The sequence below is a fragment of the Massilia terrae genome, assembly GCF_024753145.1.
Classification (GTDB): domain Bacteria; phylum Pseudomonadota; class Gammaproteobacteria; order Burkholderiales; family Burkholderiaceae_D; genus Telluria; species Telluria terrae.
In genome coordinates this window covers 346,913-367,429 of record NZ_JANUGU010000001.1, presented here as the reverse complement: position 1 = coordinate 367,429, position 20,517 = coordinate 346,913, and the positions used below count along the sequence as shown (strand labels likewise).

Here is a 20,517-nt window from a genome sequence, read left to right as displayed (position 1 = left end):
TAGCAAAAAAGAGTACGTCGTTCTCGCGGAAGCGGTAACGACGTTCTCTCTAATGCCCGAGATGCCGGTCTGGTACCCGGGATGTCGGTTTAATGCCCCAGATGCCGGTCGTAGAACTTGGCGGCGATCTCGTACAGATCCTGCGACTCGGGATAGTCCGGATTGGTCATGAACCCGTGCCCAAGCCCATCGTAAATCAGCAGATCCGATTCCACGCCCGCCTTGACCAGGCGGCGATGGCCATATGCCGCCGCGCTCATCGCAAAGTCCCGCGTGCCGGTCGCAAATAAGGTCGGCGGGAACTTGGCCAGCACGTTCAGGTCGCTCGCCGGCGTCACCAGCGGATCGTCCAGGTTGACGCTGTCCAGGTAGTTCGGGCCGGGAGGATTCTTCGGCAGGTTGCCAGTCGCCAGTCCGGCGAACACCGGCGCATCGCCCTCCATGAACTTCGCCCCGGCGCCCGCGCAGTACAGGCCGATCGCGCCCGGACGCGGCAGCCCCGCTTTCTGGAAATAGGCCACGCTCTCAGCCACCAGCGCCCCGCCCGCCGAACATCCCACCAGGCCGATATTGGCTGGCCTGTACTGCTTGAGCATCGCCTTGTAGACCTTGGTGAAATCCTCGGTGGCGGCCGGGAACTTATATTCCGGCCCCTGCCGGTACAGCAGGCTGACCACTTTAAACTGGCCAACGGCAGCCACCGGGATGCTGATCAACAGCGAGTTGGCCCGGATGCCGGTACGGAAGCCGCCGCCGGGCGCATTGATCATCACCCGGTTCTTGTTGCGCGCCGGGACACCCGCCTTGGGCGTGATGATCGCGACCTGGATGCCATCGATCTCGGTCTCCTGGATATCGACCGGATACAAGGCGCGCATGTGGTCCACATTCGGCTGCAGGGCCTTGTTCATGCTGGCGCGCAGTTCGACCATGTCGGTGGTCTCGGGCGGCTTGGCCGCGCCCGGCCCTTCCGTCGGCCGGGTGCGCTTGACGATCGCCTGCGATTCAGGGCTGAGGATGCTCGACAGCGGGATCGCCCCGCCATTGATGTGGGCGGTCCCTTCCGCATCGATGGTGGTGACCTGCGCGAACGCGGCTGAGGCCCCGAAGCCGAACAGCGCCGAAATCACCGCGGCGGCGCCGCGTTTGATTCGTAAAGCCATCTCTGTCTCCTTGGTCAGAACTTGGTGCGCACGCCAACGAAGAACGCGCGGCCAACGATGTCATAGGTCGACGCCACGGTCAGGTTCTGGTTTCCCGGCACCGAAGCAGGATCGCGGTTGAACAGGTTGGTGATGCCGCCGCGCAGCGTGGTGTTCTTCGACACCGCATAGTTCAAGGTCAGGTCGGCGATATCGTACTTGGCGACGCCGGCGGTCGGGCTCGCGGGACGGGTCACGGAGGTGATGTCTTTCATCGCCGGCAGATGGCGCCAGCGCAGCATCGCCGAAAGGCCGCCGAGCTCGTAACGGAAGGTCGTGGTGGCCTGCCAGCTCGGGCGGACCACGGTACTGACCGTGCCCTTGAACTCCTGGATCGCATCGCCCGGCAGGGCTTGCGACTGGTAGGAGTGGAGGAAGTTGGCGCCCGTGTTCACGCCGAAGCTGCCCCAGTTCGCCGGCAACCCGAGCGCGGCAAGCTTGAAGTGCCAGTCCAGTTGCACGTCCACGCCCGAAGTTTTCAGCAAGCCCAGGTTCAGGTACGGGGCCGCAACCTGGGTCAGCAGGCCGTTGGCATCGCGCGAGATCAGCTGGCAGAACGGATTGGTCGGCGAATACGAGGGATTGCTGCCGTCCAGGTTGTAGCATTTGTTCAAGGCCGATGCCGCCGGCACCGCCGAGATCGTGTCCTTGATCTTGATGTCGTACACGTCCACCGAGGCCGACACTTGCGAGAACAGCGGATTGTCGAACTGCGGCGTGAGCACGAGGCCAAGCGTCTTGGTGTCGGCGGTCTCCGGCTTCAGGTCGCGGTTGCCGCTGCTGACGGTCGAGGTCGCGACGGTCGGGAAGGTGTAGCTGTCGACCACGTTCGCCGGGACGCCGGTCGCGATGCACAGCGCGCGCATGGCCGCCGCGTTGGCGCCGCTGCGCGCGGTGGTGCGCACGTCGCAGGGCTCGCCGCCGTTCGGCGGGCTGCCGAACTGGACCTGGGCGCCGGTCGCGGCGCTGAACAGCTCGCCGATATTCGGTGCGCGGATGGCATGCTGCAGGCCGCCGCGTACCAGGGTATTGCTCAGCGGCGACCATTCCAGTTCGATCTTGTGGGTCTTGGTCACGCCCGAGATGTCGTAATCCGACAGGCGCGCCCCAGGCGACAGTGCGAGGGTGCGTGCGAACGGTACATCCTTGAGCAGCGGCACGCGCAGTTCCACCGCCACTTCCTTGACCGCGGTCTGGCCGGACGAGCGCTGCGACGCGATGACGGCCTCGATGTTCTGGGCCGCCAGTTCGGAATCAGGCAGGTAGTTGTAGGTGTTCTTGCGGTAGTTGGCCGAGGCCGAGAACTGCACGTCGCCGGCCGGCGCCTCGAACAGCGTGCCCTGCACCGACGCTTCGGCCATGCGCTGGGTCAGCTCTTCCTTGCTGAGCGTCGAGGTCGACAGGTAGTTGCGGCAGGAATCCGACAGGCTCAGCGAATTGGCGATGCCGAAGGGGTTGAAGCCGCCGGCGCACACCGAACGGCCGCCGTCCGCCGCATTGAGCAGCTGCTGCACGCGCGAGCTGAGCACGGCGTTGTTCATGGTCTGGTCGTGCACCGAGCGGTCGGTCTCGACGTAGGCGTCGAAGGTCCAGTCCTTGTATGGGATATTGCCGCGCACGCCAACGATGAGCTGGTCGGTGGTGTAGCCTTCATCCCAGTTCTTGGCTGGAATGCCGACAAAGCGGGTGTTCCACAGGAAGGGCGCGTTCGGGTCCGGACGCGAGGCCAGGATGGTGCGCAGGTCATTCGGGATGAACGGGTTGGACAGCGGCACGGTGGTGTTCGCGCCGAGGCCGAACTGGGTCAGGCTGCCGCCGCTGCTGGTATTGGCCACCGAGTGAGTGTGCAGCAACTGCGTGTAGCCGGTCACGTCCGGCGTGAAGCGGAATTCGAGCTTGTTGAACAGGTTCTCGCGGCGCAGCGCGTGCAGCAGGTCGCTTTGCGGCAGCACCGGCATGCGCACGTTGCCGCCGATGAGGACGTAGTTGCCGTTGAGGGGGCCCTTGTAATTGACCGCGCCGGTCTGGCTGAACAGGCTGCCGTTGTCGTTGAAGCCGAGGTTGTTGGTGCGCGGCACCGTGGCCGTGATGCCGTAGGACGAGAACACGCTGTTGATCGCGGCCTGCGAGGGCAGGTTGCTGGCGGCCGGCACATAGGTGCTGGTGCCGATATAGCTGGACGGCACGCCTAGAGCGAAGAACGGACGCGAGGTGCCGCGCAGTTCCTGGCGCTCATCATAGCTGAGCGACAGCAGCGCATAGCCGCGGCCGTCGGCGAACCTGGCGCCGGCCGCAAGCGACGGGCTCTTGCGGGCCAGGTCGCGCTTTTGCGAATTGCCGTACTGGACGTCGAGCATCACGCCTTCGAACTTGCGCATGGTCTTGAAGTTGACCACGCCCGACATCGCGTCCGACCCGTAGACCGCGGAGGCGCCGCCTGTAATCGTTTCGACGCCGTCGATGATGGCGGGCGGCAGGATGTTGATGTCGACCTGGCCGAAGGCGCTGGACAGCGGAAGCCGGCGGCCATCCAGCAGCACCAGGTTGCGGTTATCGCCCAGGCCGCGCAGGTCCAGCGTCGCGCGCGCACCGGTGCCCTGGGTGCCGGTCGAATCGGTACCCGACGGCGTGAATTGCGGCAACTGGTTCAGCGCCGCCTCCAGCGTGACCGCCCCGCCCTCCTGCAGCACGTCCTTGGACGTGGTCACGATCGGGCTCGGCGAGGAATAGTCGCGGCGCGCGATCTTCGAGCCGGTGATGACGACGGACTGGATCGGCTCGGCCGACGTGGCACTGGTCGCGGCCGGGGCTGGCACCGGCGCTTCCTGCGCATGGGCGCCCAGCATCGCCGACAATCCCAGCGCCGTGCCGCATGCCAGCGGCTTCGACAGACCTATCCAGACATTCTTGCGCTTCATTTTGCCTCCTCCATTTTTATGGTTGCTTCTGATTATGAGCACACTCTACACTAACTAGTTAGTTCAAAACCATTTGTTTCGGGGCTCTTCCGTTACAGATTCTTAACCTGGTGCAGTTCTGGATTGATTGTACTAACCAGTTAGTATAAAAGTCACCCGTTTATTTACAGATGCGTTGGACGTGTCGCAGGAACAACACATCGGAGCCGGGCCGGGGTCAAAATGGAGACTCACCGAACAGGAACATATGACGCCCTCCTCCTCCGTCCTCGCCGCCTTCACACCGTCCGGCGAACTGCGCGCATGTATCAACCTCGGCAACCCGATCCTCGCCTGCCGCGACAGCGAAGGCGGCGTGCGCGGCGTCTCAGTCGACCTGGCGGGCGAGTTTGCCCGGCTGCTCGGGGCGGAGCTGGAACTGGTGCTGGTGGACGCGGCCGGCAAATCGGTCGACGTGGTCGCGTCGGAGCAGGCGGACATCGGCTTCTTCGCGATCGATCCGGTACGCGGCGCGAACATCGCCTTCAGCGCCGCGTATGTGCTGATCGAGGGATGCTACCTGGTGAAGGAAGCTTCGCCGATCCGCGCCAACGAAGAAGTCGACCGGGCCGCGCACCGCGTGGTGGTCGGTAAGGGCAGCGCCTACGACCTGTTCCTCACCCGCTCGCTCAAGCATGCGCAGATCCTGCGCGCCCCAACCTCGCCCACCGTGGTGGACATCTTCCTTGAACAGCGCGCGGATGTCGCGGCCGGAGTCAAGCAACAGCTGGAAGCGGATGTGCGGCGCATCGGCGGCCTGCGCCTGCTCGACGGACGGTTCATGGTCATCCAGCAGGCGATGGGAACGCCCAAGAGCCGTGGCAGCGAAGCGGCCGCGTTTCTGGCGCAGTTTGTCGAGCACATGAAAGCGAGCGGTTTCGTCGCCGCGGCATTGCGGCGCCACGGTATCCAGGGGGCTTCGATCGCGCCCGCCATTTGATACTGATGGTTGAAAATCTTTCTGCAGATTGCTGACTACCGCTAACACCCCGCAGCGCCGATACTGGGTTCTCCAACACCCACTGCATCGAGGAGAACATCATGAGCACCACCCTGAACGGCAAAGTCGCATTCATCAACGGCGGTTCGCGTGGCATCGGCGCCGCCACCGCCCGACGCCTGGCGCAGGATGGCGCCACGGTGGCCATCGGTTATCAAAGCTCGGAGCAAGCGGCGCACGCGCTGGCCGAAGAAATCCGCGCCGCCGGCGGTGAAGCATTCGCCATCCACGCAGACGCCACGGACGCCGCCGCGCTCACCCAAGCCATCGACAGCGTGGCCAAACGCTTCGGCCGCCTCGACATCCTGGTCAACAGCGCGGGCGTGCTGCGAATGGGGCCTGTCGACCAGTTCTCGCTGGACGATTTCGACCAGACCGTGGCGGTGAACGTGCGCTCGGTGTTCGTCGCGGCGAAAGCGGCTGTCGCGCACATGGGCGATGGCGGGCGCATCATCAATATCGGCAGCACCAACGCGCAACGCGTGCCCTTCGCGGGCGGCGCCGCCTACGCGATGAGCAAGGCCGCCCTCACCGGCCTGGTCAAAGGCATGGCGCGCGACCTCGGTCCGAAGGGCATCACGGTCAACAATGTCAGCCCGGGGCCGGTCGATACCGACATGAACCCGGAGTCCGGTGATTTCGCCACCGCGCTGCATGGGCTGATGGCGATCCCGCGCCACGGACGCGCCGACGAGATTGCCGGCATGGTGGCCTACCTGGCCGGGCCGGAGTCCGCGTTCGTGACCGGGGCGGACCTGCTGATCGATGGCGGTTTCGCGGCCTAGGACCAGAAGCGGGCGGCATGTCCGCTGGCGCGGAAGGCTTCGACGATGTAGTCGACGAAGACCTTGGTCTTGGCCGGCACCAGCTTTCGGCTCGAATAGTAGATCGACAGGGGTTTGGTCTCGGCGTACCAGTCCGGCAGCACACGCTGCAATTCGCCGGATTCGAGAAGGGGCGCTGCGTGCGGCATCGGCAGCATCGCCACGCCCATCCCACACGCTGCCGCCCGCGCGATGGCTTCGGGGTCATCGAGCACCATGACTGGCCGAACGCTCGCGGTGATCTCGCGGCCGGCATCGTTACGCAGCGTCCAGGGCACAAGGCGGCCGGTGCTGAGCGAACGGCGCAGCAGGCAGCGGTGCCGCGACAGGTCCGTGGGCGACTTGGGCTTGGGGTGCTGTTCGAGGTAAGCGGGCGACGCGGCGAGGACCACGCGCACGCGTGCGAGCTCACGCGCGATCAGCCCTTCGGTCAGGTCGATGCCGCCACCGATGGCCACGTCGAAGCCTTCAGCGATCAGGTCGACCTGGCGGTTGTCGAAGTACAGGTCGGGCACGATATCCGGATAGCGCCGCAGGAATTCATCGAGCATCGGCACAAAATAATTGCGGCCGACGGCAAGCGCCATCGAGACCTTGAGCGTACCTGCTGGCTTGCCCGCGCCCTGCTTCAATCCCGTCAAAGCTTCGCTGATTTCGGTCCACGCAAGGCGCACTTCACGGTAGAGGCGCTCGCCCTCTGCGGTCAGGCTCAGGCTGCGCGTGCTGCGCTGAAAAAGGCGCACGCCCAATCCGGCCTCCAGCCTCGCCACGCTCTTGCTGACCGCTGCAGGCGTCAAACCCAGTTTGCGCGCGCCGGCCGAGAAACTGGACTCCTCGGCGGAGGCCACAAAAGCGTCGAGATGAATTCTCAGTTCGGCATGCATTCCGCCATTCTATCCCAGCATTGAAATCCCTCCGCTGGCTGCGTTTCGATTTCAAAATCCACCAAACCCCATTCCGATTTTTGCAAATCGACCGTCGTGAATCGTTCGAACTGCTAGCATCCTCGGCGCCCCTCCCGCGAAAGGCCAGTCACAAATGAACATCAACATTCACCGTCGAGCGATTGTATTTACCTGCTGCGCCGCCGCTTCCCTCCTTGCACTGCCTGCCGCGCATTGCGCTGAAGGTACGTTCGGATTCAACTTCTCGAATCAAGCCAGGCACGGGATGACAACGGTGAATGGCGCGCCGCTGTATGACGACGCACGCGGTTACGGTTTCGTGAACCAGACCGTCGCCCTGCCCGCGCGTACCGTCCATACGGCGGGCATCCGTAGCGAAGCCAGCGGCGCCGTGATCAGCGAACCTGCTTTCGAGACCGAGAAGAATTTCGAAAGCCTGAACTACAACCATTTCGGCATGGCGTTTCGGGTCAAGGCAGCGCCAGGCGCGTACGCGATCAAGGTCCGTACTACTTCGGATGCGGCGGATGCCACGGTTTCCATTTCAGGCATGCAGACCAGTCGCCTCACCGGAAACGTGACCTGGGATGCCGCCGGCCTGCTGCCGAATAAGTCGCCGATGGTGGTGCAAGGCCGCGAGTTGAACTATCGGTACGTGAATGGCGAGCAGTTCATCGATATCGAAGTTGAGCCGAACAAAATCAATACGCCGGTCGGCATCGCGGAAATCACGATCACGCCAATCCCGACGCAGCCTCGGCCCTCAGGCGTGCTGCCGACCGTATTCACACTCGGCGATTCGACCGTCAAATCCTATACCTTCGACGAAGCGCCGATGAGCGGATGGGGCCAGGTGTTCGACAATCTGTTCGACCTGAAGAAAGTCAGGGTCGTCAACTATTCGAACGGCGGCCGCTCTTTCCGCAATGCGTATGCGGAAGGCCGCTTCAATGACCTGCTGCTGGCCGGCTACCCCGGCGATATCGTCATGGTGCAGTTCGGGCACAACGACGAAAGCGAGGACGAAATGCGTCGCTTCGGCCGCGGCGCCACCGAGGCCATGTACGAGTCGATGATCAGGAATGTCTATCTGCCGGCGATTCGCGCGCGCGGCATGGTCCCGGTGTTAGTCACGCCGATGTCGCGCGTGAACGGCAACCAGAAAGCCGGCGAACCGTATGCCAATTCGTTCAAGAAGCGGCACTTTCCGGAGCTGATGAAAAAAATCGGCGCCGAACTTGGCATCACGGTGGTCGACCTGAATGCGCGCAGCGTCGAGTTTTATAACCAGACCGGCATCCCTGCGATGACGGCGATGGTGATGTCGCTCGAAGCCGGTGAAACGCCGGGCAAGACCAACGATGGCAGCTACGCGAACGGCCATCCGGCCAACAAGATCGACGGCACCCATTACAAGGAAGCGCTCGCCAAGCAGTTCGCGCGGATCGTCGCCACCGAACTGGCGCGCCTCGCCAAACAAGGCGATCCGGTGGCCAGCGAGCTTGCGGGCGAATTGCGCAGCGACGTGAAGGCGGCGATTGCGGCAAATGACTGGTCCGCGATTTATCCGGAGATCGCCAACGACATCCGCAGCGGCAGCGGCGCGTATTACCGGAATCAGATCGAAAAGCTGATCCAGCTCGGCGCCTTGCACAAGGACGCGCAAGGGAATTTCAATCCGGAGCGGCCGATGCAGACGCGTGAATTCATCGCCGCGCTGGCCATGCTGATGCAATTGCCGGACGGCGCGCTGGCTGGCTACGCCGACGGTCCGCTGACGCGCGAAGTCATGGGCGCCATCGTCGCGGACGCTTATCACACCAATTTTTCGCAAAAGCCGAAGTACATGACCGACTACAACGGCAAATCCGTCGTGCCCGGCATGCCCGGCTACGATCCGAATCTCGACACTGGGGCGAAAGGCGCCATGTACTACCCGCTGGTCGACTGGACGAAGCTGAGCGACACCGCTGCGATCGCGCCGGCGTACGCGGCCAAGGTCAAGGACGCCTATGAACTGGGCCTGATCCGTTCCGAGCAAGGAATCGCGCGCGGACGCATGATCAACGGCCGCGACCTGGAACCCAAGGCCGGCGTGACCCGCGCCAAGGCAGCGAAGGAGCTTTATTTCATGTGGGTCCTGGCCCAGCCTCCTCGCATGGAGGACGATACAATCACGACGGCTCGTAAAACCGATCTTTCGACAACATGATTTCGTTGTGCGCGCGGCCAGCGGGGATCATCGGAAAGCAGTTTTCGGTTTGCTCGACGCCGACGTCGAGCAGGAATGGGCCGGGTGCGGCAAGGCATTCAGCAATCGCGGCATCAAGTTCATCAGCATTGCTGACCCTGCGCGCAGCCCATCCGAATGCCTGCGCCAGCGCGACAAAGTCCGGCAGCGCCTCGCTATAGCTATGGCTGTAACGCCCGCCGTGATGCAGCTCCTGCCATTGGCGCACCATTCCCATGCACCGGTTGTTCGACAAGATCAGCTTGATCGGACAGCGATGCTGGACTGCGGTGGCGAGCTCCTGGATATTCATCAGGATCGAAGCGTCGCCGCTGACACACACCACCAGTTTATCCGGATGCGCGATCTGGGCTCCGATTGCGGCTGGAAGCCCGTAGCCCATTGTTCCCGCGCCTCCTGACGTCAGCCAACGCCGCGGCCTGTCGATCGGCAGGTACTGTGCCGCCCACATTTGATGCTGACCCACGTCGGTGGAAACGATGGCGTTCTTGCCAGAGATTTGCGCTGCGAGGGCCTTCATCAATCCCTGCGGCGCGATATGCGGCGATGGCGAAACGAATTCCAGACATTGCGCCGCGCGCCACGTCTCGATGCGTTGCCACCATTGATCCGTCGGGACGCGTTCCGATTCTAAATGGTGGAGCTCGTTCTGCAGCGCCGTCAACATTGGCTCGCAATCACCGACCAGGGCCACGTCCGTTTTAACGACCCGGCCAATTTGCGTCGAATCGATATCGACATGGATGATGCGCGCGTGCGGACAGAAATGTTCGAGCTTTCCCGTTACGCGGTCATCGAAACGCGCGCCCACGCAGATAACCAAATCCGACTCGTGCATCGCGAGATTGGCCTCCAACGTTCCATGCATTCCCAACATGCCGAGCCATTGCGGAGCGGCGGATGGAAATGCGCCGAGTCCCATTAACGTCAGCGTGCAAGGCGCGTTCTTCCAACGCACCAGCTCAGCGAATTTTGCGCATGCCTGTTCGCCTGAATTGATCAGCCCTCCTCCACCGTAAAAGATTGGGCGCTGCGAACGCGCGATCAGCTTTGCGGCTTCTTGAAGGCCGGAGCCAGTCGCTGTTTGAGGCGCCTGGATTGGAGATCGCAGGCATGCGTGAGGCTCGACGGTCATCTGTGCCTGTACGTCTTTGGGCAGGTCGATCAGGACCGGACCGGGACGGCCTTGGGTAGCCTGCCAAACAGCCTCACTGACCGCATGCGGAATTTCGCTGACCGTTCGGATCTGCCTGTTCCATTTCGTGACCGTGCGTGAAATACCCAAGGCGTCGCATTCCTGAAACGCGCTGGTGCCGATTGAAGCGGTAGCCACCTGGCCGCTCACGCAAAGAACGGGAACGGAATCGGACAGCGCGTCAAGCAGGCCCGAAGTCGTGTTCGCAACGCCTGGCCCGGAAGTGACGAAGACCACGCCAAGCTTGCCGGTTGATCGCGCATAGCCTTCCGCAGCGTGTACTGCGGCTTGTTCATGCCGAACCAGCACGTGGCGCAAACGCGGCTCCTTGTACAGCGCATCGTACAGCGGCAGCACTGCCCCGCCCGGATAGCCGAAGATCGTGTCGACGCCATGATCGATCAACGTGGCCAAGAGTAATTGCGCGCCGGTCAGAACGATGTCTGTCGGGACGTCGCGGTCGAAATTTTTCAGCGAGTCATCCATGGAAAAAAATTTTAACGGCGAAGCCGGTGAAAGTGCTTCATAATTCAAGCAAATTCGCAGCCAATACGGAAAATTTTATGGATAATCCAGCGACTGAAGGAAAATCTTTCGACAAGCAGGACCTGGCGATCTTGCGCCTGCTGCTGGCGGATTCCCGCGCGTCCCTACAGGAGATTGGAAAGGCCGTGGGCCTTTCCACCACCTCCTGCTGGAATCGGATCAAGCGGATGACCGACTCCGGCGCCATCGATGGCTATACGATCAAAGTCGACCTACCCAAGATCGGCTACCACGACACCGTCATCGTCCAGGTGACGCTGGAAAGCCATAGCGAAGAGACGCTGGATGAATTCGGGCGAGCGCTAAAATCGATTCCCGAAGTGCTGGAAGCATCCCTGATTTCGGGCGACTACGATTACTTCATCAAGATCGCGGTGAAAGACACGCGCGACTATGAGCGGCTATTGCGCGAGAAGCTCTACAAGATTCCCGGCATACGCCACAGCAAATCAAGCTTTGTGCTGCGGACCTTGAAGAAGGAAGACACCCCACTCACGAGTTGAGTCGTCCATCGCTACTGTCGGCAAACTTTACGCCCTTCCCGCCGCAGCGGAACCGTGGACCCGGCGCTTCGCTAAGCGCAAGCGAGGCTACCCTTGGCGCATGGTCCGCCCGAAGCGCGCCAGGGCCACGCCGAACAGGGCCGCGCCGATCGCCAGCAGCGCCAGGAAGGGACGCCACACGATGTCGATACCCGCGCCCCTGAACAGGATAGCCTGGCTGAGTTCGACGAAGTGGGTGGTCGGCGCCAGCAGCATCAGTTCGCGTAGAGGCACCGGAATGCTTTCTCGCGGCGTATTGGCGCCCGAGAGCATTTCCAGCGGCATGAGCAACAGAATCACGAGCAGGCCGAATTGCGGCATGCTGCGGGCAAAAGTGGCCATCAGGATGCCCAGCGATGCAGTAGCAAACATGTGCAGCGCGGCGCCGCCCATGAACAAGGGGATCGATCCCTCGATGCCCACGTGAAGCAAGGTCCGCAGGACCACCAGCAGCGCCGCCAGCGCCGCCAGCAGCACCACCGCCGACATCGACCATAGCTTGGCCAGCATGATTTCCGCCGGCGCCACCGGCATCACCAGCAGGTGCTCGATGGTCCCGTGCTCGCGCTCGCGGATCAGCGCCGCCCCCGCCAGGATGATCGACAGCATGGTCATGCTATTTACGGTCTCCATCAGCCCGCCAAACCAGGACGGCGCCAGCGAGGGATTGAAGCGGGCGCGCAGCGAAAGCTCGACCGTGGGCGCCGGCTCGCTCCGGATCTTCTGCATGAAGGTGGCGACCTCGCCGAGGGCGATCTGGCGCACGTAGGCGCTGCCGGTGAATGCCTGGCTCATGCGCGTCGCGTCGACATTCAGCTGCAAGGCGGCCGCGCGCCCGGCCAGCACACGGCGCTGGAAGCCGGCCGGAATCACCAGCACGAAAGTGGCGCGCCCGCGGTCCAGCCGCGTGTCGGCCTCGTCCAGAGAGATCAGCTCGGGCGGCATGAACTGCGGCGGTGAAAAGGCTTCGCGGATCCGCAGCGACAGCGGCGACTGGTCCTCGTCGACAATGGCGAGCGCGGCGCGGCTGAGCGTATCGGGCTGTGCTGTCGCCGCCGTGTACACGCCGGCCGAAAAGCTGTAGACGATCAGCCCCAGCATGACCGGATCGCGCAGCAAGCTCCACAGCTCCTTGAGGCCCAGATACCAGACCTTGCGCCAGGAAAAGCCAGGCATCTCAGCGCTCCTGTTTTGGCAGCGCCATGATGGCCAGCAGGACGATGACCGGCGCCGCCAGCAGCAAGGCCATGAAATCCGGGATTAGCTCTGGAAATCCCAGCGCCTTGTTGAACACCCCGCGGGCAATGGCCAGCATGTGCGAGGCGGGGTAGGCTTCGCCGATCATTCGCCCGGCTCCCTGCAGCGCGGTGACCGGGTTGATCAGGCCGGCGAACTGGATCGCCGGAAGCATGGTGCCGATCATGGTGAAGAACAGCGCCCCAATCTGGCTGCGGGTGAAACTCGAGGCCAGCAAGCCCATGCCGGTGGAACACACGCAGAACAGCAGCACGGCCAGCATCAGGGCCGGCAGGCTGCCCTTCAGCGGCACACCGAGCGCAACGACGGCCAGCACCGTCATCAGGACGGCATTCACCATCGAGAGCAGCACATACGGCGCTTGTTTGCCGAGCAGGAATTCGCTACGCCGCAGTGGGGTGACGTACAAATTGACGATCGAGCCCATTTCCTTCTCGCGCACGACGGCCAGGGCGGCCTGCATCGCCGGCAGGTTCAACAGCAGGATGGCGATGATGGCGGGCACCATGGCAGGCAAGCTGCGTACGTCCGGGTTGTAGCGGAACCGGGTCTCGATGTCGACCGGCGCCGCACCGCTTCGCGCGGGGGCCAGGTGTTCCACCCACTGCTGGTGCGCGCCCTGCAGATAGCCATCTACCGTTTCGGCCCGGACCGGGTTGGCGCCGTCGACCCAGGCCCCCACCTGGGCCTGGCGTCCGCGCTCGACCGCACGCGCGAAGCCGGGCGGGATTTCCAGCGCCAGCGCCAGCTCGCCCGAGCGCATCCGCCGATCGATTTCCTCGTAGCTGGCGAGGGGCGCGCGTTCCACGAAATAGCGCGAACCGGCCAGGTTCAGGGCGTAATCGCGGCTGAGACTGGTGTTGTCGCGGTCCAGCACGGCATAACGCAGGTTTTCCACGTCCATGTTCAGCCCATAGCTGATCACGATCATCAGCAAAAGCGAACCGAACATGGCCAGGATGGCGCGCACCGGATCGCGCAGCAGTTCCAGCGATTCGCGCCAACAACAACTTGCGGCGCGCCCGAACCAGCCCGCCTGCGCCGGGGCCGGCGCCGGAAAGCGCGGCGGCTGGCGCGCGCCGTCCTGCGCCTCGCCCAGCCAGGAGATGAACGCCTGTTCCAGGCTGGAGGCCGCGCGCTCACGACACAGCGCCTCCGGCGCGCCGGTAGCCAGTACCCGGCCTTCATGCATCAGCGCGACGCGGTCGCAGCGCTCGGCTTCGTTCATGAAGTGGGTCGAAATGAAGATGGTCACCCCGTCCTCGCGCGACAAGTGGAGCATCTGGTCCCAGAACTGGTCGCGCGCGATCGGGTCGACTCCCGAGGTCGGCTCGTCCAGGATCAGCAATTCCGGCTCATGCACCATCGCCACCGCCAGCGACAGGCGCTGCCGCATCCCCAGCGGCAGCGCGGACGGCAAGGCATCGAGCACCGGTTCCAGCCCGAAGCGCCGCGCCAGGATCGCGCAGCGCTCGCGGCCGCGCGCATCCGGCATGTCGAACAGCCGCGCATGCAGCAACAGGTTCTGGCGCACCGTCAGCTCCTGGTAGAGCGAAAAGCCCTGCGACATATAGCCGACGCGGCGCCGGGTCGCCTGGTCGCCAGGCCGCAGGGGCTTGCCGAACAGGCGCACTTCGCCGCTGCTGGGCGCCAGCAGACCGGTGAGCATCTTCATCGTGGTCGACTTGCCGCAGCCGTTCGAGCCAATGAAGCCGAAGATCTCGCCGCGCGCGATACTGAAGCTCACATCGTCGACCGCCACAAAGGTGCCGAAGCAGCGGCGCAGCGCGTGCGCCTCGACCGCGGGCGGGCCGGCGTTCGATGGCGCGGACGACGCCGCGGCGGTGGCCGCGGCAGCAGGCGCGGCGCCCCCCAGGAGGACCGTAAAGGCCTGCTCCAGGCTGCGCGTGCCGGTACGCGCCAGCAGCTGTTCCGCGGTCCCATCGGCCAGCACGCGGCCGGCGGCCAGCGCCACCAGGCGGTCGAAGCCGCTGGCCTCCTCCATGTAGGCGGTCGCGACGACGATGGTCAGGGCTGGCCGGAAGTGCCGGATGGCCGCGACCAGCTCCCAGAACTGCGCACGCGCCAGCGGGTCCACGCCGGTGGTCGGCTCGTCCAGGATCAACAGGTCAGGATCGTGAATCAAGGCACAGCACAGGCCGAGTTTCTGCCGCATGCCGCCAGACAATTGGCCGGCAGCCCGATCGAGGAAAGGATGCAAGCCGGTGCTGCGCGCCAGGAGGTCGATCCGGGCGCGCCGCGCCGCCGGCGCCACCCCGAACAGGCGGGCGAAGAATTCCAGGTTTTCGTCGATCGACAGGCTGGGATACAGGTTGCGGCCCAAGCCTTGCGGCAGGTAGGCGATGCGGGGACAGATCCGCGCGCGAAAGCGGGCTTGCCGCATGTCGCCGCCGAGCACCTCGACGCTGCCCTGCTGCACGCGGCGCGCGCCGGCCATGACGGCGAGCAGGCTCGATTTGCCGACCCCGTCCGGCCCGATCACACCGGTGATGCTGCCGGCCCTCACTTCCAGGTTGATGCCGGCCAGCGCCTGGACCCGCTGGTAGCGCAGGCCCAGGTCGCGGCAGCGCACTGTCACCGGGCTCCCGTTCACGGCGCGCTCCGCAGCGCCAGCGCCGGCGGCCACGGTTGCCTGGAATCCAACCGCACCCAGGCGACACCCGGCACCCCGGCCTTCACATGGCTGGGGTAGCGCTCAAGCACGTCGCGGTCGACCTTGGCTTTCACGCGGAACATCAGCTTCTCGCGCTCGCTGGCGGTTTCCACCGATTTCGGGGTGAACTGGGCCACGCTGGCCACATAGCTCACCTTGGCCGGGACGATGAAATCGGGCGCGCTGTCGAGCCGGATACGCACCTGGGCGCCGAGGGCAATGCGCCCGGCCGCGGTCTCCGGGACGAAAATGCTCATGTACACGTCGGTGAGGTCGATCAGGTTCAGCACCTTGCCGCCGGCCGGCACCACCTCGCCCGGCTGGACCAGCCGGTACTGGATGCGCCCGCCGCGTGGCGCGACCAGGATCCCGTCCTGCAGTTGGGCGTCCAGGCGGGCGATGGTGGCAACGGCCGCGGCCACCGCCGAACCCGCGCCGACCACCTCGGCCTGCGCCGCTTCCGCCGCCGCCCGGGCCGCCGCCTGCTGGGCCTGGGCCGCCTTGACTGCGGCCAGCGCGCCGCGCACGCGGGCACGGTCGTCGTCCAGTTCCTGGGCCGTGGTGGCGCCTGCCGTCGCCAGCGGGATCGAACGCGCGAGGCGGCGCTCGGCCGCTTCCTGTTCGCTCTGGCGCTGCGCCACGAGCGCGGCCGCGGCCAGCTCCTCGCTGCGGCGCATCGCCAGCTGGGCCTGCACGCCCGCGACCCCGTCGCGCGCCTGCTGCGCGCGGGCCGCCGCTTCGTTGCGCTGGGCCTGCAAGGAACGCAAATCCATCCGCGCCACGACCTGGCCGGCGGAAACCAGGTCGCCCTCATCGACCAGGATCTCGGCGATCCGCCCTGCTTCTTTGGTGGCAATATCGATCTCGATGGCCTCGATGCGCCCGTTGCCGCTCACGAAGCCGGCAGGCGGCGCGGTCGCCGCGGTGCGGCGCCACAAGTGCAAGCCGCCCAGGACGATCAGCACAAGCAGCAAGGCAAGGCCGAGGCGGCGCAGCCAGAACGGGTTCATGGCACTCCTTACGGTGTCAGTGACCAAAACAGGCAACCCCTCGCTATAGTAATCCCGAGAGCTCGTCGATTGCGTCGTTTGCGCGTCACACGCCGTGTTCGCTTCGGCCGGCGTCAAACCGCCTCGTCGCCGGCGCCGCCATCTGCTAACATGGTTTGAAGCACCCTGACAGGGAGGCTGCCATGGGCGACCACGACAACTTCATCCGCTGGTTCTCCGATCTGGGCATCGGACAAATTCCTTTGGTGGGCGGCAAGAACGCCTCGCTGGGCGAGATGTATCGCGAGCTCGGCGGCCGCGGCGTGCGGGTGCCGAACGGCTTTGCGATCACCGCCGCCGCCTACAAGGCCACGCTGGACCGCGCCGGCGCGTGGAAGCCCCTGCACGCCGCGCTCGACGGCCTGGACCCGGCCGACGTGGCCGACCTCGCCCGCCGCGCGGCGGCGGCGCGCGCCATCGTCTACGGCGCCCCCTTGCCTGCCGAACTCGAGGACGCCATCCTGCGCGCATGGCGCACCCTGCGCCAGGAATATGGCGATGGGCTGACCGTCGCGGTGCGCAGCTCGGCCACCGCGGAAGACTTGCCGGGCGCAAGTTTCGCCGGCCAGCACGAAACCTATCTCAACGTGGCCGGCGAGGCCCGGCTGCTCGACAGCGTGCGCCACTGCTTCGCGAGCCTGTTCATGGACCGGGCGATCGTCTACCGAATCGAGCACCGGTTCGACCATTACCGTGTCTATCTGTCGGTCGGCGTCATGAAGATGGTGCGCTCGGACCTGGCCTGTTCCGGCGTCATGTTCAGCCTCGATACGGAAACCGGCTTCCGCGACGTCGTGTTCGTGACCGGCGCCTATGGTCTCGGCGAAAACGTGGTGCAGGGAACCGTCGACCCCGACGAGTTCTATGTCTTCAAGCCGACGCTGCGCGCGGGCAAGCGCGCGGTGCTGCGCCGCAGCCTCGGCGGCAAGGAAATACAGATGGTGTATGCCACGGGCGGCGGCCGCACCACCACCCGCAACATCGCCACGCCGTCCGATGCGCGCGCCCGCTATTGCCTCGACGACGCCGGGGTGCTCGAACTGGCCGACGCCGCGCTGCTCATCGAGGAGCATTACAGCGCCAAGGCCGGGCACGAGGTGCCGATGGACATCGAGTGGGCGCGGGATGGCCTCGACGGCAAGCTCTACATCGTCCAGGCCAGGCCGGAAACGGTGGCGGCGCGCAAGTGCGCCACCCGGCTGGACGAATACCGGCTGGATGAACAGGGCCGGGCCCTGGTGTCCGGCCGCGCGGTCGGCAGCACGATTGCTTCCGGCAGGGCCCGCGTCATCACTGCGGCCGCCCAACTGGCTGAGTTCCAGGCTGGCGAAATCCTGGTCGCGGAAGCCACCATGCCGGACTGGGGCACAGTGATGAAAAGCGCCGCCGGCGTGGTCACCGATCGCGGCGGCCGCACCTGCCACGCGGCGATCGTGGCGCGCGAAATCGGCGTGCCGGCGCTGGTCGGCTGCGGCAGCGCGACGGCGGCGATCCGGACCGGCGACATGGTGACCGTGTCCTGCGCCGAAGGCGACCTCGGCCATGTCTATGCCGGCGCCATTCCGTTTCACCGGACCAGCATCGACCTGGCCGGGCTGGCCATGCCGCGTACCAAGGTCATGATCAACATCGGCAATCCGGACACCGCCTTCCAGACCCGCTTCCTGCCGAACGACGGGGTGGGACTGGCGCGCATGGAATTCATCGTCGCCGAACACATCCGCATCCACCCGATGGCGCTGGTCGATCCGGCCCGCGTCGCCGACCCCGCGGTACGCGAGCAGATCGAGCAGCTGACCCGCAACGCCCCGTCCCCGGCCGAATACTTCGTGCGCGAGCTGGCGGAGGGGGTGGCAACGATCGCCGCCGCCTTCTATCCGAAGCCGGTGATCGTGCGCATGTCCGATTTCAAGACCAACGAATATGCCAGCTTGCTGGGTGGATCGTTCTTCGAACCAAGCGAAGCCAATCCCATGCTGGGTTTCCGGGGCGCGGCGCGCTACGCGCATCCGGCCTACGCGGCCGGCTTCGAACTCGAGTGCAGGGCAATGCGGCGCGTGCGCGAGGACATGGGCCTGTCGAACCTGCTGCTGATGATCCCGTTTTGCCGCCGCGTCAAGGAAGCCCAGGATGTGCTTGCGGCGATGGCCCGGCATGGCCTGGAGCGCGGCAAAAACGGGCTCGAAGTGTATGTCATGTGCGAGATTCCCAACAATGTGATCCAGGTGGACGCCTTCGCCGCCCTGTTCGACGGCTTCTCGATCGGTTCGAACGACCTCACCCAGCTGGTGCTCGGGGTCGACCGCGACTCCGACATCGTGGCCTTCGACTTCGACGAACGCGACCCCGGCGTGCTCGAGATGTTGCGCCAGGCCATCGCCGGGGCCCACCGCAATGGCCGCCACATCGGCATTTGCGGCCAGGCGCCATCGGACTATCCGGAAGTGGCCCGCTACCTGGTGGAACAGGGCATCGATTCGATCAGCCTGAATCCGGATTCGGTGGTAAAAACCGTGCGCAACCTGGTCGAGGTCGAGCGCGGCCTCGGCATCGGCCCGCGTGAAGCCGGGTGACGGAAGGCGAGCGTGGCCCGCGCAACCAGACGTTGCGGTGCGGCGCGCCGCGACCTACATTGAAGCTGGCGGCCGCGTTCGCGCGCCGCCATGGACGAGCAGCTCGGGGAGCCCAATCATGAACTACAAGACGATCATGGTGCACGTCGACGCGTCCGACAGCGCGCCGGACCGCATTGCCTTTGCCGCCCAGCTCGCGGCGCAGCAGGAAGCGCACCTGGTCGGCATTGTGCAGACCGGGATAGCACGGCTTGTTTACCGCGCCGCCATGCCGGCGCTCGTCGACCTGTCGGCGCTGTCGCCCCTGTTCGAGGAGCTGCGCGAGAAATGCGAAGCCAGTTCGCGCCAGTTCGACGCGCTCGCGCAGCAGGCCGGCATCACGTCCTTCGAGCACCGGATCGGCGACGAGGATCCGGCCAACGCCCTGGCGACCCAGGCCATGTATGCCGACCTTGTCATCGTCGGACAGGCCGATCCGCAGGGGCGCGATCAGCCGGAGGGGCCGTCGGTGCCGGAATATGTCGCGATGAACAGCCCTTGTCCGGTGATGGTGCTGCCGTATGCCGGCGCGCACGCGCCTTCGTTCGAGCGCATCCTGATCGGCTGGAACGCCAGTCCCGAGTCGGCGCGCGCCGTGCGCATGGCGCTTCCCTTCCTCGTCCAGGCAAAGGAAGTCACGGTCGCGCTCGTCGAACGGCTCAACGGCTATCCGGGCCCGGCCGGGAGCGGCAATGAGATTGCGCTGTTCCTGTCACGGCATGGCGTGACGGTCGACCTGCGGCAGGAATATGGCGATGATGCGGGCGAGTCCCTGCTGTCGCTGGCCAGCGAACAAGGCGCCGACCTGCTGGTGATGGGGTGCTACGGCCATGCGCGCTTCCGCGAAGTGCTGCTGGGTGGGGCAAGCCGCGCCGTGTTGCAACGCATGACTGTGCCGGCGCTGCTCGCGCATTAGGCTCGCTGGCGGCCAGGCTATTTCTTCAGCCAGCGCGGCAGCATGGTGACGAGGACCGTGTCCTTCAGGAAGTAGTGATGGAACAACGCGGCGGCCGCGTGCAGGCCGGCGATCCAGATCAGCGTATCCCCCAGCAATCCGTGCAGCTCCGATACGCGCTCTCCCAGGGAATGGGACGCGGCGATCATCGGCGCCACCTCGATGCCCGCCAGCAGCGTCACCGGGTGGCCCTCAAGCCAGGTGCCGATCACCGCGCTCAGCGGCACCGCGCACAACAGCAGGTACAGCGCGCCTTGCACGGCCTTGGACGCGATGTCCATCCAGCGCGCGACATCCGGCGGATCCGGCCGCCGGTCGGCCAGGCGCCAGAGCAGGCGCGCAGCCGTCAGGACGAAGACAGCCAGCCCCAGCGTTTCGTGCGCTTGCCGGCCGAGGTCGGCGCCGCGAAAGACCTCGTCCTCGGATCCCTCAGGGCCAAGGATGAAGGCGGTGACGACCAGGACCGCGGTGAGCCAGTGAAACGTCTGGGCCAGGGCGCCATATCGGATGGTTGGGCTGGATGCCATGGTGGTTTCCTTGGTTAGCGA

General features: G+C 65.1%; 14 protein-coding genes. 6 read left to right on the top strand and 8 right to left on the bottom strand.

Features of this window, described 5'->3' with window-relative positions:
- Window positions 1-89 precede the first annotated feature (89 nt).
- Both NX778_RS01770 and NX778_RS01765 read right to left on the bottom strand, forming a co-directional pair.
- A complete protein-coding gene (locus NX778_RS01770) occupies window positions 90-1,163 on the bottom strand; it encodes an alpha/beta hydrolase (protein WP_258809964.1) in 1,074 nt (357 codons plus the stop codon).
- A gap of 14 nt (window positions 1,164-1,177) precedes the next feature.
- Complete coding sequence (locus NX778_RS01765) at window positions 1,178-4,120, bottom strand: TonB-dependent receptor domain-containing protein (protein WP_258809963.1); 2,943 nt, start codon at window positions 4,118-4,120, stop codon at window positions 1,178-1,180.
- Window positions 4,121-4,367: 247 nt separating this feature from the next.
- On the opposite strand from NX778_RS01765, the gene NX778_RS01760 reads away from it, so the two are divergent.
- Together NX778_RS01760 and NX778_RS01755 are read left to right on the top strand one after the other, a co-directional pair.
- On the top strand, window positions 4,368-5,099 hold the full coding sequence (locus NX778_RS01760) for an ABC transporter substrate-binding protein (protein WP_258809962.1): 732 nt from the start codon (window positions 4,368-4,370) through the stop codon (window positions 5,097-5,099).
- A 101-nt stretch (window positions 5,100-5,200) separates the two neighbouring features.
- Window positions 5,201-5,944 (top strand): SDR family oxidoreductase, encoded by a 744-nt coding sequence (locus NX778_RS01755; protein WP_258809961.1) that lies wholly within the window; start codon window positions 5,201-5,203, stop codon window positions 5,942-5,944.
- On the opposite strand, the gene NX778_RS01750 is transcribed toward NX778_RS01755, so the two are convergent.
- Window positions 5,941-6,867: a LysR family transcriptional regulator gene (locus NX778_RS01750; protein ID WP_258809960.1), complete on the bottom strand. Its 927-nt coding sequence runs from the start codon at window positions 6,865-6,867 to the stop codon at window positions 5,941-5,943. The genes NX778_RS01755 and NX778_RS01750 overlap by 4 nt on opposite strands.
- A gap of 286 nt (window positions 6,868-7,153) precedes the next feature.
- Here NX778_RS01750 and NX778_RS01745 point away from each other — a divergent pair, with 286 nt between their 5' ends.
- A complete protein-coding gene (locus tag NX778_RS01745; protein WP_258809959.1) occupies window positions 7,154-9,100 on the top strand; it encodes a GDSL-type esterase/lipase family protein in 1,947 nt (648 codons plus the stop codon).
- On the opposite strand, the gene ilvB is transcribed toward NX778_RS01745, so the two are convergent.
- Window positions 9,063-10,820 carry a biosynthetic-type acetolactate synthase large subunit gene (gene ilvB, locus NX778_RS01740; protein ID WP_258809958.1) on the bottom strand — a complete coding sequence of 586 codons (1,758 nt, stop codon included), beginning with the start codon at window positions 10,818-10,820 and terminating at the stop codon, window positions 9,063-9,065. The genes NX778_RS01745 and ilvB overlap by 38 nt on opposite strands.
- A gap of 77 nt (window positions 10,821-10,897) precedes the next feature.
- Between ilvB and NX778_RS01735 the strand changes: the two genes are divergently transcribed.
- Window positions 10,898-11,383: an Lrp/AsnC family transcriptional regulator gene (locus NX778_RS01735; RefSeq protein WP_258809957.1), complete on the top strand. Its 486-nt coding sequence runs from the start codon at window positions 10,898-10,900 to the stop codon at window positions 11,381-11,383.
- An 87-nt stretch (window positions 11,384-11,470) separates the two neighbouring features.
- Here NX778_RS01735 and NX778_RS01730 read toward each other — a convergent pair whose 3' ends face one another.
- The 3 genes from NX778_RS01730 to NX778_RS01720 are packed head-to-tail and all read right to left on the bottom strand — an operon-like array spanning window position 11,471 to window position 16,363.
- A complete protein-coding gene (locus tag NX778_RS01730; protein ID WP_258809956.1) occupies window positions 11,471-12,598 on the bottom strand; it encodes an ABC transporter permease in 1,128 nt (375 codons plus the stop codon).
- A 1-nt stretch (window position 12,599) separates the two neighbouring features.
- Window positions 12,600-15,293, bottom strand: a complete 2,694-nt coding sequence (gene rbbA, locus NX778_RS01725; RefSeq protein WP_258809955.1) for a ribosome-associated ATPase/putative transporter RbbA — start codon at window positions 15,291-15,293, stop codon at window positions 12,600-12,602.
- Window positions 15,290-16,363 carry an HlyD family secretion protein gene (locus NX778_RS01720; RefSeq protein WP_258809954.1) on the bottom strand — a complete coding sequence of 358 codons (1,074 nt, stop codon included), beginning with the start codon at window positions 16,361-16,363 and terminating at the stop codon, window positions 15,290-15,292. Before NX778_RS01720 ends, rbbA begins: the two co-directional genes overlap by 4 nt.
- Before the next feature lie 182 nt (window positions 16,364-16,545).
- Here NX778_RS01720 and ppsA point away from each other — a divergent pair, with 182 nt between their 5' ends.
- Both ppsA and NX778_RS01710 read left to right on the top strand, forming a co-directional pair.
- A complete protein-coding gene (gene ppsA / locus NX778_RS01715; RefSeq protein ID WP_258809953.1) occupies window positions 16,546-18,975 on the top strand; it encodes a phosphoenolpyruvate synthase in 2,430 nt (809 codons plus the stop codon).
- A gap of 118 nt (window positions 18,976-19,093) precedes the next feature.
- Window positions 19,094-19,930 (top strand): universal stress protein, encoded by an 837-nt coding sequence (locus NX778_RS01710; protein WP_258809952.1) that lies wholly within the window; start codon window positions 19,094-19,096, stop codon window positions 19,928-19,930.
- Window positions 19,931-19,947: 17 nt separating this feature from the next.
- Here NX778_RS01710 and NX778_RS01705 read toward each other — a convergent pair whose 3' ends face one another.
- The gene (locus tag NX778_RS01705; protein ID WP_258809951.1) at window positions 19,948-20,496 is read right to left on the bottom strand and encodes a cytochrome b; all 549 of its coding nucleotides are present in this window, start codon (window positions 20,494-20,496) and stop codon (window positions 19,948-19,950) included.
- Window positions 20,497-20,517: the final 21 nt, after the last annotated feature.

Excerpts from the sequence above, each read along its gene's own strand:
- ilvB (WP_258809958.1), bottom strand. The coding sequence starts at position 10,820 with ATGGATGACTCGCTGAAAAATTTCGACCGCGACGTCCCGACAGACATC.
- NX778_RS01710 (WP_258809952.1), top strand. The coding sequence starts at position 19,094 with ATGAACTACAAGACGATCATGGTGCACGTCGACGCGTCCGACAGCGCG.
- NX778_RS01720 (WP_258809954.1), bottom strand. The coding sequence starts at position 16,363 with ATGAACCCGTTCTGGCTGCGCCGCCTCGGCCTTGCCTTGCTGCTTGTG.
- NX778_RS01760 (WP_258809962.1), top strand. The coding sequence starts at position 4,368 with ATGACGCCCTCCTCCTCCGTCCTCGCCGCCTTCACACCGTCCGGCGAA.
- NX778_RS01745 (WP_258809959.1), top strand. The coding sequence starts at position 7,154 with ATGACAACGGTGAATGGCGCGCCGCTGTATGACGACGCACGCGGTTAC.
- NX778_RS01755 (WP_258809961.1), top strand. The coding sequence starts at position 5,201 with ATGAGCACCACCCTGAACGGCAAAGTCGCATTCATCAACGGCGGTTCG.
- ppsA (WP_258809953.1), top strand. The coding sequence starts at position 16,546 with ATGGGCGACCACGACAACTTCATCCGCTGGTTCTCCGATCTGGGCATC.
- NX778_RS01705 (WP_258809951.1), bottom strand. The coding sequence starts at position 20,496 with ATGGCATCCAGCCCAACCATCCGATATGGCGCCCTGGCCCAGACGTTT.
- NX778_RS01735 (WP_258809957.1), top strand. The coding sequence starts at position 10,898 with ATGGATAATCCAGCGACTGAAGGAAAATCTTTCGACAAGCAGGACCTG.
- NX778_RS01750 (WP_258809960.1), bottom strand. The coding sequence starts at position 6,867 with ATGCATGCCGAACTGAGAATTCATCTCGACGCTTTTGTGGCCTCCGCC.
- NX778_RS01765 (WP_258809963.1), bottom strand. The coding sequence starts at position 4,120 with ATGAAGCGCAAGAATGTCTGGATAGGTCTGTCGAAGCCGCTGGCATGC.
- NX778_RS01770 (WP_258809964.1), bottom strand. The coding sequence starts at position 1,163 with ATGGCTTTACGAATCAAACGCGGCGCCGCCGCGGTGATTTCGGCGCTG.
- NX778_RS01730 (WP_258809956.1), bottom strand. The coding sequence starts at position 12,598 with ATGCCTGGCTTTTCCTGGCGCAAGGTCTGGTATCTGGGCCTCAAGGAG.